The 13,672-nt window shown below is 60.3% G+C and carries 16 protein-coding genes and 1 pseudogene; 8 read left to right on the top strand and 9 right to left on the bottom strand.

Annotated elements, in window-relative coordinates; all coding sequences use genetic code 11:
• Window positions 1-42: 42 nt before the first annotated feature.
• The gene (locus tag WYH_RS12720) at window positions 43-1,572 is read left to right on the top strand and encodes a multicopper oxidase family protein (RefSeq protein WP_046904128.1); all 1,530 of its coding nucleotides are present in this window, start codon (window positions 43-45) and stop codon (window positions 1,570-1,572) included.
• Between the two features lie 12 nt (window positions 1,573-1,584).
• A pseudogene (locus tag WYH_RS12725) lies at window positions 1,585-1,800 on the top strand (YHS domain-containing protein); the annotation flags it as partial.
• Between the two features lie 36 nt (window positions 1,801-1,836).
• On the opposite strand, the gene WYH_RS17175 reads toward WYH_RS12725, so the two are convergent.
• The 3 genes from WYH_RS17175 to WYH_RS12735 are packed head-to-tail and all read right to left on the bottom strand — an operon-like array spanning window position 1,837 to window position 2,654.
• Window positions 1,837-2,004, bottom strand: coding sequence for a hypothetical protein (locus WYH_RS17175; protein ID WP_235980283.1), 168 nt, complete (start codon window positions 2,002-2,004; stop codon window positions 1,837-1,839).
• Window positions 2,001-2,339: a hypothetical protein gene (locus WYH_RS17180; protein WP_244877923.1), complete on the bottom strand. Its 339-nt coding sequence runs from the start codon at window positions 2,337-2,339 to the stop codon at window positions 2,001-2,003. The genes WYH_RS17175 and WYH_RS17180 overlap by 4 nt, the downstream gene beginning before the upstream one ends.
• Window positions 2,340-2,366: 27 nt before the next feature.
• The gene (locus tag WYH_RS12735) at window positions 2,367-2,654 is read right to left on the bottom strand and encodes a hypothetical protein (RefSeq protein ID WP_046904130.1); all 288 of its coding nucleotides are present in this window, start codon (window positions 2,652-2,654) and stop codon (window positions 2,367-2,369) included.
• A 224-nt stretch (window positions 2,655-2,878) separates the two neighbouring features.
• Here WYH_RS12735 and WYH_RS12740 point away from each other — a divergent pair, with 224 nt between their 5' ends.
• Entirely contained in the window at window positions 2,879-3,268 is a 390-nt protein-coding gene (locus WYH_RS12740; RefSeq protein ID WP_244877924.1) for a hypothetical protein, read from the top strand.
• A gap of 205 nt (window positions 3,269-3,473) precedes the next feature.
• A protein-coding gene (locus WYH_RS12750) for an IS3 family transposase (protein WP_156320037.1) occupies window positions 3,474-4,837 on the top strand; the annotation gives its coding sequence in 2 pieces (ribosomal slippage) (window positions 3,474-3,822 and window positions 3,822-4,837; 1,365 coding nt in all).
• 35 nt (window positions 4,838-4,872) lie between these two features.
• On the opposite strand, the gene WYH_RS12755 is transcribed toward WYH_RS12750, so the two are convergent.
• On the bottom strand, window positions 4,873-5,376 hold the full coding sequence (locus WYH_RS12755) for an Arm DNA-binding domain-containing protein (protein ID WP_082347987.1): 504 nt from the start codon (window positions 5,374-5,376) through the stop codon (window positions 4,873-4,875).
• Window positions 5,377-5,503: 127 nt separating this feature from the next.
• Window positions 5,504-6,202, bottom strand: a complete 699-nt coding sequence (trmB, locus tag WYH_RS12760; RefSeq protein ID WP_046904131.1) for a tRNA (guanine(46)-N(7))-methyltransferase TrmB — start codon at window positions 6,200-6,202, stop codon at window positions 5,504-5,506.
• 94 nt (window positions 6,203-6,296) lie between these two features.
• On the opposite strand from trmB, the gene WYH_RS12765 reads away from it, so the two are divergent.
• Window positions 6,297-6,539 (top strand): hypothetical protein, encoded by a 243-nt coding sequence (locus tag WYH_RS12765; protein ID WP_046904132.1) that lies wholly within the window; start codon window positions 6,297-6,299, stop codon window positions 6,537-6,539.
• Window positions 6,540-6,607: 68 nt separating this feature from the next.
• Here the strand turns inward: WYH_RS12765 and ctrA are convergent, their stop codons facing one another.
• From ctrA to lptB, 3 genes are all read right to left on the bottom strand, one after another.
• Window positions 6,608-7,303 carry a response regulator transcription factor CtrA gene (ctrA, locus tag WYH_RS12770; protein ID WP_046904133.1) on the bottom strand — a complete coding sequence of 232 codons (696 nt, stop codon included), beginning with the start codon at window positions 7,301-7,303 and terminating at the stop codon, window positions 6,608-6,610.
• A 194-nt stretch (window positions 7,304-7,497) separates the two neighbouring features.
• Window positions 7,498-8,967: an RNA polymerase factor sigma-54 gene (rpoN, locus tag WYH_RS12775; protein WP_046904134.1), complete on the bottom strand. Its 1,470-nt coding sequence runs from the start codon at window positions 8,965-8,967 to the stop codon at window positions 7,498-7,500.
• A gap of 26 nt (window positions 8,968-8,993) precedes the next feature.
• Window positions 8,994-9,755 carry an LPS export ABC transporter ATP-binding protein gene (gene lptB, locus WYH_RS12780; protein WP_156320203.1) on the bottom strand — a complete coding sequence of 254 codons (762 nt, stop codon included), beginning with the start codon at window positions 9,753-9,755 and terminating at the stop codon, window positions 8,994-8,996.
• A gap of 213 nt (window positions 9,756-9,968) precedes the next feature.
• Here lptB and WYH_RS12785 point away from each other — a divergent pair, with 213 nt between their 5' ends.
• Together WYH_RS12785 and WYH_RS12790 are read left to right on the top strand one after the other, a co-directional pair.
• Window positions 9,969-10,349 carry a hypothetical protein gene (locus WYH_RS12785; protein WP_046904136.1) on the top strand — a complete coding sequence of 127 codons (381 nt, stop codon included), beginning with the start codon at window positions 9,969-9,971 and terminating at the stop codon, window positions 10,347-10,349.
• A gap of 66 nt (window positions 10,350-10,415) precedes the next feature.
• Entirely contained in the window at window positions 10,416-11,798 is a 1,383-nt protein-coding gene (locus tag WYH_RS12790; RefSeq protein WP_179945414.1) for a mechanosensitive ion channel family protein, read from the top strand.
• Window positions 11,799-11,810: 12 nt separating this feature from the next.
• Here WYH_RS12790 and ppa read toward each other — a convergent pair whose 3' ends face one another.
• Entirely contained in the window at window positions 11,811-12,356 is a 546-nt protein-coding gene (gene ppa, locus WYH_RS12795) for an inorganic diphosphatase (RefSeq protein ID WP_046904137.1), read from the bottom strand.
• 187 nt (window positions 12,357-12,543) lie between these two features.
• Between ppa and WYH_RS12800 the strand changes: the two genes are divergently transcribed.
• Entirely contained in the window at window positions 12,544-13,653 is a 1,110-nt protein-coding gene (locus WYH_RS12800; protein WP_046904138.1) for an LLM class flavin-dependent oxidoreductase, read from the top strand.
• The last annotated feature ends 19 nt before the right edge of the window (window positions 13,654-13,672 follow it).

Here is a 13,672-nt window from a genome sequence, read left to right on the forward strand (position 1 = left end):
GCCAGGCAAATCTGGCGCCGCCCATCGCGAAACAGGAGGAGCATGATCCGGACACCCCGCATCACCCATGCATTATCCGTAGACCGCCGAGGACTGATCAAAAGCGCAGGCTTTGCTGCTGCAGGCTTTGCCGCGTTCCCGCTTGCAGGATGCAAAGCGCAAGACGCATCGATGCTGGACAGCACTCCAGGGTCCAATCCGCTCGCTATACCGCCCTTGCAGAGTGGCGAGATAGAGCAGGGCACGCGGGTTTTCCGCCTGTCTTTGACACCAGGCCAGAAGGAATTCGTCCCCGGTGTTGCTTCGTCCACCATCGGCATCGACGCACCCTATCTGGGACCGACGCTGGAAATGCGCCGGGGCGAGCGGGTGCAGTTCCATATCGACAACAATCTGGCCGAAGGCGCTACGGTCCATTGGCATGGTTTCGAACTTCCTGCCGCAGCCGATGGCGGACCGCATCAGTTGATCCGTCCCGGTGAACGCTGGAGCCCCTCTTTCGAAGTTCGCCAGCGGGCCTCGCTCTACTGGTATCATTCGCACTTGGAGCGCAAAGCCGGGCCGCAGGTCTATGCCGGGCTCGCCGCGCCGATCTATGTTCGCGATGACGAGGAAGAGCGCCTCGACTTGCCGAGCGACTATGGCGTCGACGACATTCCGCTGATCGTGCAGGACCGCGTGATCGATGGGTTCGGCCGGTTGGTGTACCCGCTGAGCATGCACACGCGGATGATGGGCATGCGCGGGAACCGGATATTCGTCAACGGCACTGAGAATGCCGTGTTCGACGCACAGACAGGCCAATTACGGCTGCGCATCCTCAACGGATCGAACGCCCGCTTCTACGATTTCTCGCTCGAAGGTGATCGTTCGATGCAACTGATCGCGAGCGATGGCGGCTTGCTCGATCGTCCGCACATCGTCCGCTCGGTCAGGCTCGCACCGGGGGAGCGCGCGCAGGTAATTATCGATCTCTCGGAAGGACGCCCGCTTCGCCTTCTTGCCAGCAGTCCCGAAATCGCCATGGGCATGATGGGCGGACGCGGAATGATGGGTCGCGGCAATAGCGACGATGCTTCCGGAGACGTGTTTCAAATCCTCGATATCAGGCCGGCAAGTTCGGCCCAGCGCATCAGGGTGCCGACACAACTGGCATCGCTTGCGCCAACCGACCCGTCGTCAGCCGTCCGAACCCGGCGTTTCGTTCTCGACATGGGCATGATGGGCGGCGGAATGTCCATTAACGGTGCTGCGATGGACATGAATGTGATCAACGAACGTGTGCCGGTCGGCCAATGGGAAATCTGGGAGATCGCCAACCCTTCGATGATGGCCCATCCGTTTCATATCCATAATGTCCAGTTTCGTGTGATCGACCGCGATGGTCGAGCGCCCCCAGCATTGGAAACCGGTTTGAAGGATACCGTTATCGTCAACCCGCGCGAGCAGGTTCGCCTTCTCCTGCGTTTTGAAGAACACACTGACCCAGGGCTGCCCTACATGTATCACTGCCACATTCTCGAACACGAGGATGCTGGCATGATGGGGCAGTTCGTAGTCGTGCAGAGCTAGGAAGGACAGGCGATGAGCAAGGGCGAGAGCGTGATCGAGGGTACTGCGATCAACCCGGTATGCGGCATGAGCGTCGCGATCGAAGGAGCCGAGCACATCGCGACGCGTGAGGGCGCGAAACATTATTTCTGTTCGTCGCGCTGCCACGACCAGTTCATCAGCGATCCCGAGCTATATCTGTCGGGCGCGCATCTGGACGCCGTGGAGGATGTGCCCGAAGGCACAAACTAGACCTGTCCCACGCATCCTGAACGCGTTACTAAGTCAATCAGGCTCGACGTGCGCGAAGCGGACCAGAAGGATGGTTAGCGCGGGCACGATCGTCCACATCGTGATCGGAATCAGCGCCAGTCCCGTGACTGGCTCACGCGGCATCAAATCGCTGTAGCGCCAGCTCAGGAAACTGTCTGCCGGAAGCGATGTAGCGATCATTTCGACGGCGATGGCGAGGACAAGCCCGAAGCCGAAATAGATCGCATCATTTTTGCGGCTTGCCAGAGCCACGCGCGCCCGCCGAGCAAAGCTGCAAGGCTGTAGGCTGTGAGCAGGATCACGCCATCGCCCAGGCTTGCAATGCCGCAGCGAATGGTCTGATCAAAGGGATCGAGATTTCCCGGCTTGAAAAACGGCATCTGGAAGATCTCCCAGACGAACGCGATCAGGCCTCCACAAACAAAGATGAGCCAATGGGTTCTGGTCATGCTGCGGATACGCCGGAATGATGTGCGCAAGGAAATTGCGGCGGGCCGGAGTTCCACGCCCTGCATAACGCCTTTGCTGCCTTAAAGCCTGGATCAGTCACGGTCTTCGCGGCTCTCGGTCTTGGCCATGCGAGCAGCGCGTTCGAGAAATTTCCGCATATCACCTGCTGCCAGTTCGGTCAGTGGATGCCGGCTCGCATCAGGGCGCGGTTCGATCAAGTCCGCACGCTTCCTGATCTGTTCGATCTGTTCGTCGCTCGCGCCGGACAAGAGGCCGAGAACTATGTTTTCGAGAGTTATGAGGCGAATACGCATTTGCACCAGCTCGGCATGATCGGGCTCCGGAATATCCCAGCTGCCGTCCTCATTGACCGTGCTCATGACTGCTTCTCCGACGGCTCTATTGGCACCATGATATTCCCCATTCGTCTCTATCGACCTCTCTCAAAAAGAGTGGCCGAAAAACAGCACCTCTGCAACCGGCCGTGCTTTGCCCTACGCGCCCCACCGCTTCTGCGAATTGTTTGAGGGGAAGGGCCGTCAGCTGCGTATAGACAATGAATACACAAGGCATTCACCACAAAACCGACTAAGGGAATTCGACAATGAGACGCACAGTTCTGGCTTTCGCGCTCGCCACCGGCCTGACAACCACTCCGGCATTGGCCCAGCAACAGCATGACCACGGAGCTCAAGCTGCGGCACAACAGCAGGATCACGCTGGCCACATGATGCAGGATTCGGAGGTCATGACGGCACATCGCGCGAAGATGGATGAGATGCGCGCGCTGATGCAGCAGGCGCGCGCGACAAGCGATCCTGCCGAACGCCAGAGGCTGATGGCCGAACATCGTGCAAAAATGCAGGAGCACATGTCGGGCATGATGCAGGGCGGCAATGCCGATATGATGGCGGCCTGTCACCAGCGCATGATGATGATGCACGATATGATGGAGCAGATGGCTGCCCGTCAGGACTTGGCGCAAGACGACTAGCAAGTGGTGTTCCGGGCGAACGTTGCGATCATATTCGGTTCAAACCGTATCGGTCTCTGATTTGGCGGGGATAGCGCACGCAGGTTCATCGCTGGAATGGAATGCTGTTCGCCGGGCTCGTGTTCCCCGTCAGCACCTATGGCACAGATTTGAGGTTGTGATTTAAGGAGGATTTGGGTCTCGTCGTAGTGACGAAGGAACGAAGATGAGACCCAAATCCTCCAATGCAAAATCGCGGACCAAGACCCCTGCGGAAGCTGTGGTGAAGGGCATCCGCCGGGCCACCCGGCGGCACTTCTCGGCGGAAGACAAGATCAGGATCGTGCTGGAAGGCTTGCGCGGCGATGACAGCATCGCCGAGCTGTGCCGCAAGGAAGGCATCGCCCAGAGCCTGTATTACACCTGGTCGAAGGAGTTCATGGAGGCCGGCAAGCGCCGCTTGGCTGGTGACACCGCCCGCGCTGCGACCACAGATGAGGTGAAGGATCTGCGCCGGGAGACCGGCGCTTTGAAGGAGTGCGTCGCCGACCTGACGCTCGAGAACCGCCTGCTGAAAAAAAGCATTCTCGCGGATGGGGGCGACGACGAATGAGATATCCTGCATCCGAGAAGCTCGAGATCATCAGGATCGTCGAGCAGTCGCACCTGTCCGCCAAGCACACGCTGGACCAGCTCGGCATCGCCCGCCGGACATTCTATCGCTGGTATGACCGCTACCTCCAAGGCGGGCCGGAAGCGTTGGAGGATCGGCCATCGGCACCGAGCCGGGTGTGGAACCGCATCGGCGAGGGCATCCAGGACCAGATCATCGAGATGGCGCTGGATCACAGTGAGCTGTCCCCGCGCGAGCTGGCCGTGCGCTTCACTGACGAGAAGCGCTACTTCGTGTCCGAGGCCACGGTTTACCGCCTGTTGAAGGCCCACGACCTGATCACCAGCCCGGCCTATGTCGTGATCAAGGCTGCCGATCAGTTCCACACCAAGACCACCCGGCCGAACGAGATGTGGCAGAGCGACTTTACCTACTTCAAGATCATCGGGTGGGGCTGGATGTATCTGTCGACCGTGCTCGACGACTTCTCGCGTTATATCATCGCCTGGAAGCTGTGCACCAACATGCGGGCCGAGGACGTGACCGACACGCTGGACCGCGCTCTGGCGGCTTCCGGCTGCGACAGCGCTACGGTGCTGCACAAGCCGCGCCTGCTAAGCGATAATGGCCCCAGCTATATCGCTGGCGAACTGGCGGAATACATCGAGGCCAACAAGATGAGCCACGTGCGCGGCGCCCCTTGCCATCCCCAGACCCAGGGTAAGATCGAGCGCTGGCACCAGACCCTGAAGAACCGCATCCTGCTGGAAAACTACTTCCTGCCCGGCGACCTTGAGGACCAGATCGAAGCCTTCGTCGAGCACTACAACAACCAGCGTTACCACGAGAGCCTGAACAACGTGACGCCCGCCGACACCTACTTCGGCAGGGCCCCAGCCATCATCAAACAGCGAGAAAGGATCAAGCGACAGACCATCGAGCATCGGCGCTTGCAACACCGCAAGCTCGCCGCCTAACATCAACCCCCAGACGAGGCCGACACTCCGCTAATCTACGCCGCCAGTTGCGCCAAATGTTCTGACGACGGACAGAGAACAGAAACAACGTCGATCTTCGTGATAGCTGGCAGCGCCTTCATTCCGAATGTGGGTTTGAGGTAAAGGCGGATGGATCGCTCGACGAGGCGACGCCATCCCTCGCGTTTGCAGGAGCGAGTGAAGAGGTCGGCGTAGTTCGAGAAGGCTAAGTCGACAGCTTCCCGCCGACGCTGCTTTTCCGCATCAACCGGATCAATGCCCTGCGCAACAATCACCAACAATCGCTCAGCTTCCAGGCGTGCAGTAGTCGGTGTCCAGGGCGACCCGTGTGATCCGATGGTGAAGCGACGCGTCTTCGCTTCTCGTCCACCCATTCGATACTGGATAATGTAACTGATTGATCCAGAAGCTGTAATTTTGACGCCGAAGCCCTTGAGATCGGTGTCCCAAAGATAATTTTCCTTTGGTCCAATCGGAAGTGAGTCGACCGTGCGCTTGCTGATTTTTCCTGTTGCCATGCGATACCTCGTGGCCTTTTTCTGGCAATCACCGGGTAATCACGCAAGCGGAAAAAGGGGCGAATTGGAGGCCATTCTGGCGAAAGTGATTTAGGCTAAGTCGTTGTTTTTACGACACCAGCGTAGTCTAGCGTCGTCTGAATCGAAAGTACCAGACTTCATGGCCCTGTTTGCGGGCCTTCGCTTCATAGCGGGTTTCACTCCACCCGCCGGGCCGATTCTGCCAGCTTTCCGGGCCTTCCACCAACCATTCGAACTGGTGGGTATGCCGGCGCATCACCATCAGCGCATGTCGCAGATAGACCGGGTGATCGGTGCCGAAACGGAATTCTCCACCCGGCTTCAGCTTAGCCGCGATCATGTCCACCGGCCCGTCATTCATCATGCGGCGCTTGGCATGGCGCGCCTTGGGCCAGGGGTCCGGGTGCAGCAGATAGGCGAAGCTCAGTGCGCCGTCCGGAATACGTTCCAGCACCTCCAGCGCATCGCCGTGATGCAGCCTGATATTGGTCAGCTGCTTCTCGCGGATGTGGATCAGGGCCCCGGCCACGCCGTTGAGGAAAGGTTCCGCGCCGATAAAGCCGTGATCGGGCAGCATATCCGCCCGGTCCGCCATATGTTCCCCGCTGCCGAAGCCGATTTCGAAATGGAGCGGGCATGGCTGGCCGAACAGGCGCTCCGCCGTCACCGGGCCTTCTTCGGGTACGGAAATCTGCGGCAGCAGCTTTTCCACCAGTTCCTGCTGCGCCTTGCGCAGGGGGCGGCCCTGGCTGCGGCCGTAAAGACGGTTGAGTGTGGTCGGATCGCCGGGCTTGTGTGCAGTCATGGCGCGGCGGCTAGGCCGGGCGCATGGCTGCTGTCCAGCCCCTCGATGCGTTTACTGTCTCGCAAGTGGGGGCAGGGCAGACTAGGCTTCACCCATGGAACTGATTGCAATCCTGATTTCCGCCATTCTCGGCTGGCAGATCGCCCGACTCGGCCCGCGCGAGATAAAGGGCATCGCCGTTGCCACGATCGGCTGTACCGTGGCGCTGATGGCGGCGCAGCCTTTTGATCTCAGCCTGGAAGGGATCCTGTTCACGCTGGTCTATAATGCCGGCGTGATTACTGTGCCCTATGTCGCGGGAATGCTGCTGCGCCAGTTGCGCACCCGGATGGGCTGAACCCGCAAAGAAAAATCCCCGGACCGAAGCCCGGGGATGAAATTATAACGGGTAGGTCGGAGACTGGATCAGGCGGCTTCCGCCTCTTCGTTCGGGTCGCGCAGCACATAGCCACGGCCCCATACGGTTTCGATGTAGTTTTCGCCGCCGCAAGCGCTGGAAAGCTTCTTGCGCAGCTTGCAGATGAAGACGTCGATGATCTTCAATTCGGGTTCGTCCATCCCGCCATAGAGATGGTTGAGGAACATTTCCTTGGTCAGCGTCGTGCCCTTGCGGAGCGAAAGCAGCTCCAGCATCGCATATTCCTTGCCGGTCAGATGCACGCGGGCGCCGTCGACTTCCACCGTCTTGGCATCCAGGTTCACGGCCAGCTTGCCAGTGCGGATGATCGACTGGCTGTGGCCCTTGGACCGGCGAACCACGGCGTGGATGCGGGCGATCAGCTCGTCCCGGTGGAACGGCTTGGTCACGTAATCATCCGCGCCGAAGCCGAAGCTGCGGATCTTGGAATCCATTTCGGAGATGCCCGACAGGATCAGCACGGGGGTTTGCACCTTGGCGACGCGCAGCTTCTTCAGCACGTCATAACCATGCATGTCAGGCAGGTTCAGATCGAGCAGTATGATATCGTAATCATAGAGCTTGCCCAGATCGAGGCCTTCCTCCCCCAGGTCCGTGGAATAAACATTGAAGCCTTCAGTCGTGAGCATGAGCTCAATAGCCTTCGCCGTGGTCGGCTCGTCTTCGATCAGCAAAACTCGCATTCGTTAGCCCCTGTTGGATCCCGCGGTAACCTGCCGCTAAGAGGTGTTGACCGGAATTAACCACGCCATGTCTCAACGAAAAAGGTTAATTAGTCGTAAAACCCCCTGCGGGCGACGGGTCGAGTCTTTTCGGCCACAGTCAAGAATTGCGCCCGGGCGGCATTCTGGCGGTGCCGTGCCGCCTGCCTCCTCTATCAGGCTATTCGGGCGAGTTTTTTCTGCCTTCGGCGCTGCACGGAAGACCCGATTCCGATTGCCTCGCGATATTTGGCGACGGTTCGCCGGGCGAGGTCGAAGCCTTTTTCCTTCAGCAATTCCACCAGCTTGTCGTCAGACAATATGGCCTTGGGATCTTCCGCATCGACCAGGGCGCGAATCTGGGCCTTGACCGTTTCGGCCGAAACAGACCCTTCGCCATCCGCCGCCGCGACGCCGCTGGTGAAGAAATATTTCAATTCGAACGTGCCGCGCGGGCAATTGAGATATTTGTTCGAGGTGACGCGGCTGACCGTGCTTTCATGCATGTCGATGGCTTCCGCCACGGCCCGCAGGGTCAGCGGCTTGAGCGCGGAGACGCCCCTTTCGAAAAAGCCCTGTTGCAGCTTCACGATTTCGGATGCGACCTTGAGGATGGTTTTCTGCCGCTGATCCAGCGCCTTCACCAGCCAGTTGGCATCTGCCAGCTTTTCGCCCAGCCAGCTCTTCGTCGCCTTGTCTGCCCGGCCACCCCGCAATTCCACGTAATAGCCGCGATTGACGATCAGGCGCGGCAGGGTCGCCTGGTTCAGGGCGATGTCCCATCCGCCCGCCTTGCCCGGCGCGATCAATATGTCCGGCACCACCGGCGCCCGTTCCGCACTGCCGAAACGCAGGCCGGGCTTGGGATCGTAGCTCCTCAGTTCGTCCAGCATGTCGGCCAGATCTTCATCGTCCACCTGGCACAGCCGCTTGAGCTGGGGGAAACTGCCGCGCGCGACGAGATCCAGATTGTCCAGCAACCGTTCCATGCAGGGATCGTAGCGATCCGCTTCCATGGCCTGCAGCGCCAGGCATTCCGAAAGCGACCTGGCGCCCACACCCGTCGGATCAAGCGATTGCAGCAGCGCGAGCGCTTCTTCCACCTTGTCCGGCAAAACACCGAGATTCTGCGAAACTTCCCGCAGCGACACGGTGAGATAGCCTGCTTCGTCCAGCTGCCCCACCAGATGGCGGGTGATGAAGGCGCATTGCGGATCGCGCGTGGCGGCGCCGATCTGCGCTTCCAGATGTTCCGCCAGTGTCGGTTCGTCATCGCCCCGTTCATCGATATCGGGCAGATCCTCGCCCGATCCGGAATAGGATTGCGCCGACCAGTCGCCCGTATCCCGGTCCCGATCGAGCGCGGCGGGATCTATATCCAGCGGCGAATCGGCTTCGCCCGCGCCGCGCATCATCAATTCGACGGAAGTCGGATCTGCCGGCGTGGTGTCGGCGGCGGGGCCTTCCTCGCCCCGTTCTTGCGAAAGCTCGCCGGCTTCCAGCAACGGGTTGTTGTCCAGCGCGTCGGAAATGAAAGTCTCGATTTCGAGATTGGACAACGCCAGCAGCTTGATCGCCTGCTGCAATTGCGGCGTCATCACCAGCGACTGGGACTGGCGGAGGTCGAGCCTCGGACCCAGCGCCATAACTCAGGATCCCCCCACGCGCAGCATCAGAGCGTAAAGCTCTCGCCCAGATAGAGCCGGCGCACATTTTCATCCGCGACAAGTTCTTCCGGGCTGCCGGCAAAGAGCACCTGCCCGCCGTAGATGATGCAGGCCCGGTCCACGATATCGAGCGTTTCGCGAACATTGTGGTCGGTAATCAGCACGCCGATGCCCCGGTTCTTCAGATCGGTCACCAATCCGCGAATATCGGCAATGGATAGCGGATCGATGCCGGCGAAGGGTTCATCCAGCAGCATGATCGAAGGCTTTGCAGCCAGCGCGCGGGCAATTTCGCAGCGCCGCCGTTCCCCGCCTGAAAGCGCCATGGCCGGGCTTTCGCGCAGGCCGGACAGGTGGAATTCCTCCAGCAGCCGGTCCAGTTCCTGCTGGCGCGTATCCTTGTCCGGTTCCACCATTTCCAGCACGGCGGAAATATTCTGTTCCACCGTCAGCCCGCGAAAGATCGAAGTTTCCTGCGGCAAATAGCCCAGGCCCAATATGGCCCGGCGATACATGGGCAGCTTGGTCACATCGACGCCGTCCATCAGGATGCGGCCGCTGTCGGGCCGCACCAGCCCCATGATGGAATAGAAACAGGTCGTCTTGCCCGCGCCGTTCGGGCCGAGCAGGCCGAGAACCTCCCCCTTGCCGACCGTCAGGGAGATATCGGTCAGAACGGCGCGCTTGTCGTAACTCTTGGCGATCGACACGACTTCCAGCCCGCCCTGCGGGATGGGCGGCGCCGCGTGGGCGGGTGCTTCGGCCATGGCATCGGCCAGGGCTTCGGTGTCGAAAGGCGTATCGGCAATTGTCGTCATGGAACTGAATTTAGCACGGCTGGCCGCGCTTTGAAGCCCAATTGGCAAGATTCCTGCATGGTGTGCCGAATCCAGAGCTTGCTCTCGGTGCAGGGTGGCCGCTCTTGCACGACTCGTTTTCGGATGGAATAGTTCAGGCTGGGAGAGAAAAGGAGAAGGCGGATGCACAAGACCGTGCAGAGGGCCGTTCGGGCCAGGGCGAAAGAGGCCCGCAGGTTCGACTGGCGTCGCAGGATCAGCGACCACGTCGCTTATGCCCTGCTGGTCTATACGGGGCTCCAGATCTTCGTGACCATGACGGCGTTGACGGAAGGCCATGGCTCGATCCTGCCCTATTTCGCGCTGATCGTGCTGGTCGCTGCCATCATTCCGGGCTGCCGCCTGTTTGAAAAACGATGGGAAACGATTGGCGATCGTGCCGCTTCGGACACTGAACTGGCCGGCCTTTTCCGGCGCGACGTGACCGTGCTGTGGCTTTGCGCCATTGGTCTGCCGCTGGTGCTGACGGGGCTTTTCTCCTTTATCATTTCCTTGTTCGGATAGTTTCGCCCTGATCTCTGGCGATACAAACCCTTCCATGCGACAAATTGTCGCCATGGTGGCGAGCTGATGAAACCCGGCATTCCCGCACTGATCCGGGCCTGTATGGCAGCTGCGCTGGTTTTCGCCGTGGCGGCTCCGTCAGGCGCGATCCTGCCCACGGTTTCGGGAACTCCTGCCGGGACGCCAACAGCAACCCAGGCGGAAATTGATGCCGATCGGGAGGCCGGGCAGGATGACCGCATCCGCGCTCGCATCGCCGGTATCTTTGCCGAAGTGCCCAGCCTTGCCGATGTGAATGTATCAGTACAGCAGGGCGTGGTGACGCTGGGCGGCACGGTGGCCGATCCCGAAGCGCGCCTGCGGGCAGAAGCGATTGCCGGCCGGGTTCAGGGCGTTGCCACGGTCGAGAACACGATCACCCGCGATGTCTCGGTCGATAGCGGGCTGGGTCTCGGGGATTTGCGGGACCGGATCAGCGAATTCACACATATGCTGCCGCTGATCGGCGCGGCGATAATCGTGGCGCTGGTCATCTCCGCTTTCGGCTATCTGCTTGCTTCCTTTACGGGATTGTGGCGGCGCTTCACGCCCAATGCCTTTCTGGCCGAACTGATCGCCAGCGCCATCCGCTTCGTTTTCGTGATCGGCGGCCTCGTCATCGCGCTCGACATGATCGGGGCGGGTGCCCTGCTTGGCGCAGTGCTGGGCGGTGCTGGTGTGGTTGGCATCGCGCTGGGCTTCGCGATGCGCGACACGATAGAGAATTATGTCGCTTCGCTGATGCTCAGTGTCCGTCAGCCTTTCCGCCCCAATGACCATGTGGAGATTGACGGGAAGGAGGGGCGCGTCATCCGCCTGACCAGCCGGGCCACGATCATGATGACGCTGGATGGCAATCATCTGCGTGTGCCCAATGCCCAGGTCTTCAAGGCGGTGATCCTGAATTACACCCGCAATCCGCAGCGGCGCTTCGATTTTGCGCTGGGCATCGATGCGGAAGACGATCCCACGGCCGCGCGCCAATTGGGGGTGGAAGTGCTGAAGAGCCTGGATTTCGTTCTCGATGAACCGGAACCGCAGGCCGTGGTGGACGAAGTGGGCGATTCGAACATCGTCATCCGCTTCCTCGGCTGGATCGATCAGCGCCAGACCGATTGGTACAAGGCGCGCAGCCGGGCGATCCCCGCGGTCAAGACCGCGCTGGAAGATGCGGGCTTCGCTCTTCCGGAACCGATCTATCGCCTGCGGTTCGACAATGGGGTGCCGCCCTTCGCCATGCCGCAGGGCGAGCGCACACAGGCGGCGGCGCCGCCGCGCAGGAAGCCCGAAGCGGCCCGGGAAGAAGCGCGCGACACTTCGCCTGAAAGCGAGATCGCGCGCATGGTGGAAGCGGAGAGAGAGGCGGGCGGGGAACCGGATCTGCTGGATCCGTCCCGCCCGGTTGAATGAATTGAGGTAAGCTCAGGCCGTGGCCAGCTTGTTTTCCTTGTAGCGTTCGATCGCTTCCGTAACGACCTGACATGCTTCGGCTGTGCCGCCCCATGCGCCGATACGGACCCACTTTTCGGTTTCCAGATCCTTGTAGTGGGTGAAGAAGTGTTCGATCTGCTGGAAAACGATCGGCGGAAGGTCAGAGATGCTCTTCACATCGCTGTAATAGGGGAAGGTCGAATCCACCGGCACGCAGACGAGCTTTTCGTCGCCGCCATGTTCGTCTTCCAGATTCAGCACCGCGATCGGGCGGGCGCGGACAACGCAGCCCGGGATGAAGGGCGAGCGGGCCACGACCAGCGCGTCCAGCGGATCGCCATCGGGCGACAGCGTGTGCGGAACGAAGCCGTAATTCGCAGGGTAACGCATCGGCGTATGCAGGATGCGATCGACGAACAGGGCGCCGGATTTCTTGTCGAATTCGTATTTGACCGGCTCACCGCCAGTCGGAACTTCGATGATTACGTTCAGGCTTTCCGGCGGATTGTCGCCAACAGGTATTTGTTCGATGCGCATATATTCTCCGGATGTGCAGCGTTTGTCGCGGCATCCTCTCCGTTCTCCCGGCGCGAGCGGTTAGCCTAGCCGGCCGGCTTTGGCGAGGGAGGATTTGCCGAATCGTGCCTTGCGAGCCATTGTTGGACACGGAAGAGGAAAAATCCGGCACTCGTTACAATAATGCGCGGCCGGTGGGAGAGAATATATGCATGTCGGGCTGGCCAGTGGCTTCGCGCATCAGCGCGGTAACGGATATGACGATGCGCAATTCCTGCGGGAAGAGGTCGAAAACCTCATTCTGGCGGAAGAGTTGGGCTTCGATTCGGTATGGATCACCGAACACCATTTTTCCGATTATTCGATGTCCAACGACCCGTTGCAGCTGCTGACTTATATCGCGGCACGCACCAGGCGGGTGAAGCTGGGCACGCAATGCATCATCGTGCCCTGGCATAATCCCGCCCGGCTGGCGGAAAAGATCGTGAACCTGGATATCCTGTCCGGCGGACGCGCCATACTCGGCTTTGGCGGCGGGCTGGCGCCGCATGAATTTGCCGGGCTGGGGATCGACCAGAACCGGTCGCGCGCGCTTTATTCCGATATTCTGGACGTGCTGATCCCGGCGCTGGAAACCGGCATATTGGTAGGGGAGGGTGAATTCGGTTCCATCCCGCGCAGCGAATTGCGCCCGCGCCCGATCAGGAGCTTTGCCGGCCGCAAGTTCTGCGGATCCTTGTCAGGCAATTCGATGTATTCGGCCGCCCGCCACGGTTTCGGCAATATGGTGCTGATGCTGCCCCAGCGGGGCAAGGAAGCCCCGCCGGACAAATATGCCGAAGTCTGGGCCGAAGTGCACCAGGACGGGTCCAGCCCGCCGCCGCCCATGGTCAGCGGCAATTTCTATATCGATGAAAATGCCGATTACGCGGAAGAACAGGGGCGCAAATATCTGGCCAATACGATGCGCGCCGCCGTGCGCAATTACGCGCTGGACAGTCCGGGCACCTTCACGAAGGTCAAGGGGTACGAGCATTACGAAAACATGATGCTCCGGCCCGACGAGATCGAACCCTATGTCGAGGAATTCGGGAAGGGCGCCGTCACCGGCACTCCGCAGATGATCCTCGACCGGATGTGGGAACTGAAAGAGATCTACCGCCCGCAGGGCTTCTTCCCGCATGTCTATTTCGGCGGGATGAGCCAGCAGGATGCGCGCAAGAACATGCACCTCTTCGCGGAAAAGGTGCTGCCCGAAGTGAAGAGCTGGGAAGCCGACACCTCGATAGACGACCGTTTCCTGGAAGCGGCGGAGTAATCCGCCGCCCCCCCCCGGC

Source organism: Croceibacterium atlanticum (genome assembly GCF_001008165.2).
GTDB lineage: Bacteria > Pseudomonadota > Alphaproteobacteria > Sphingomonadales > Sphingomonadaceae > Croceibacterium_C > Croceibacterium_C atlanticum.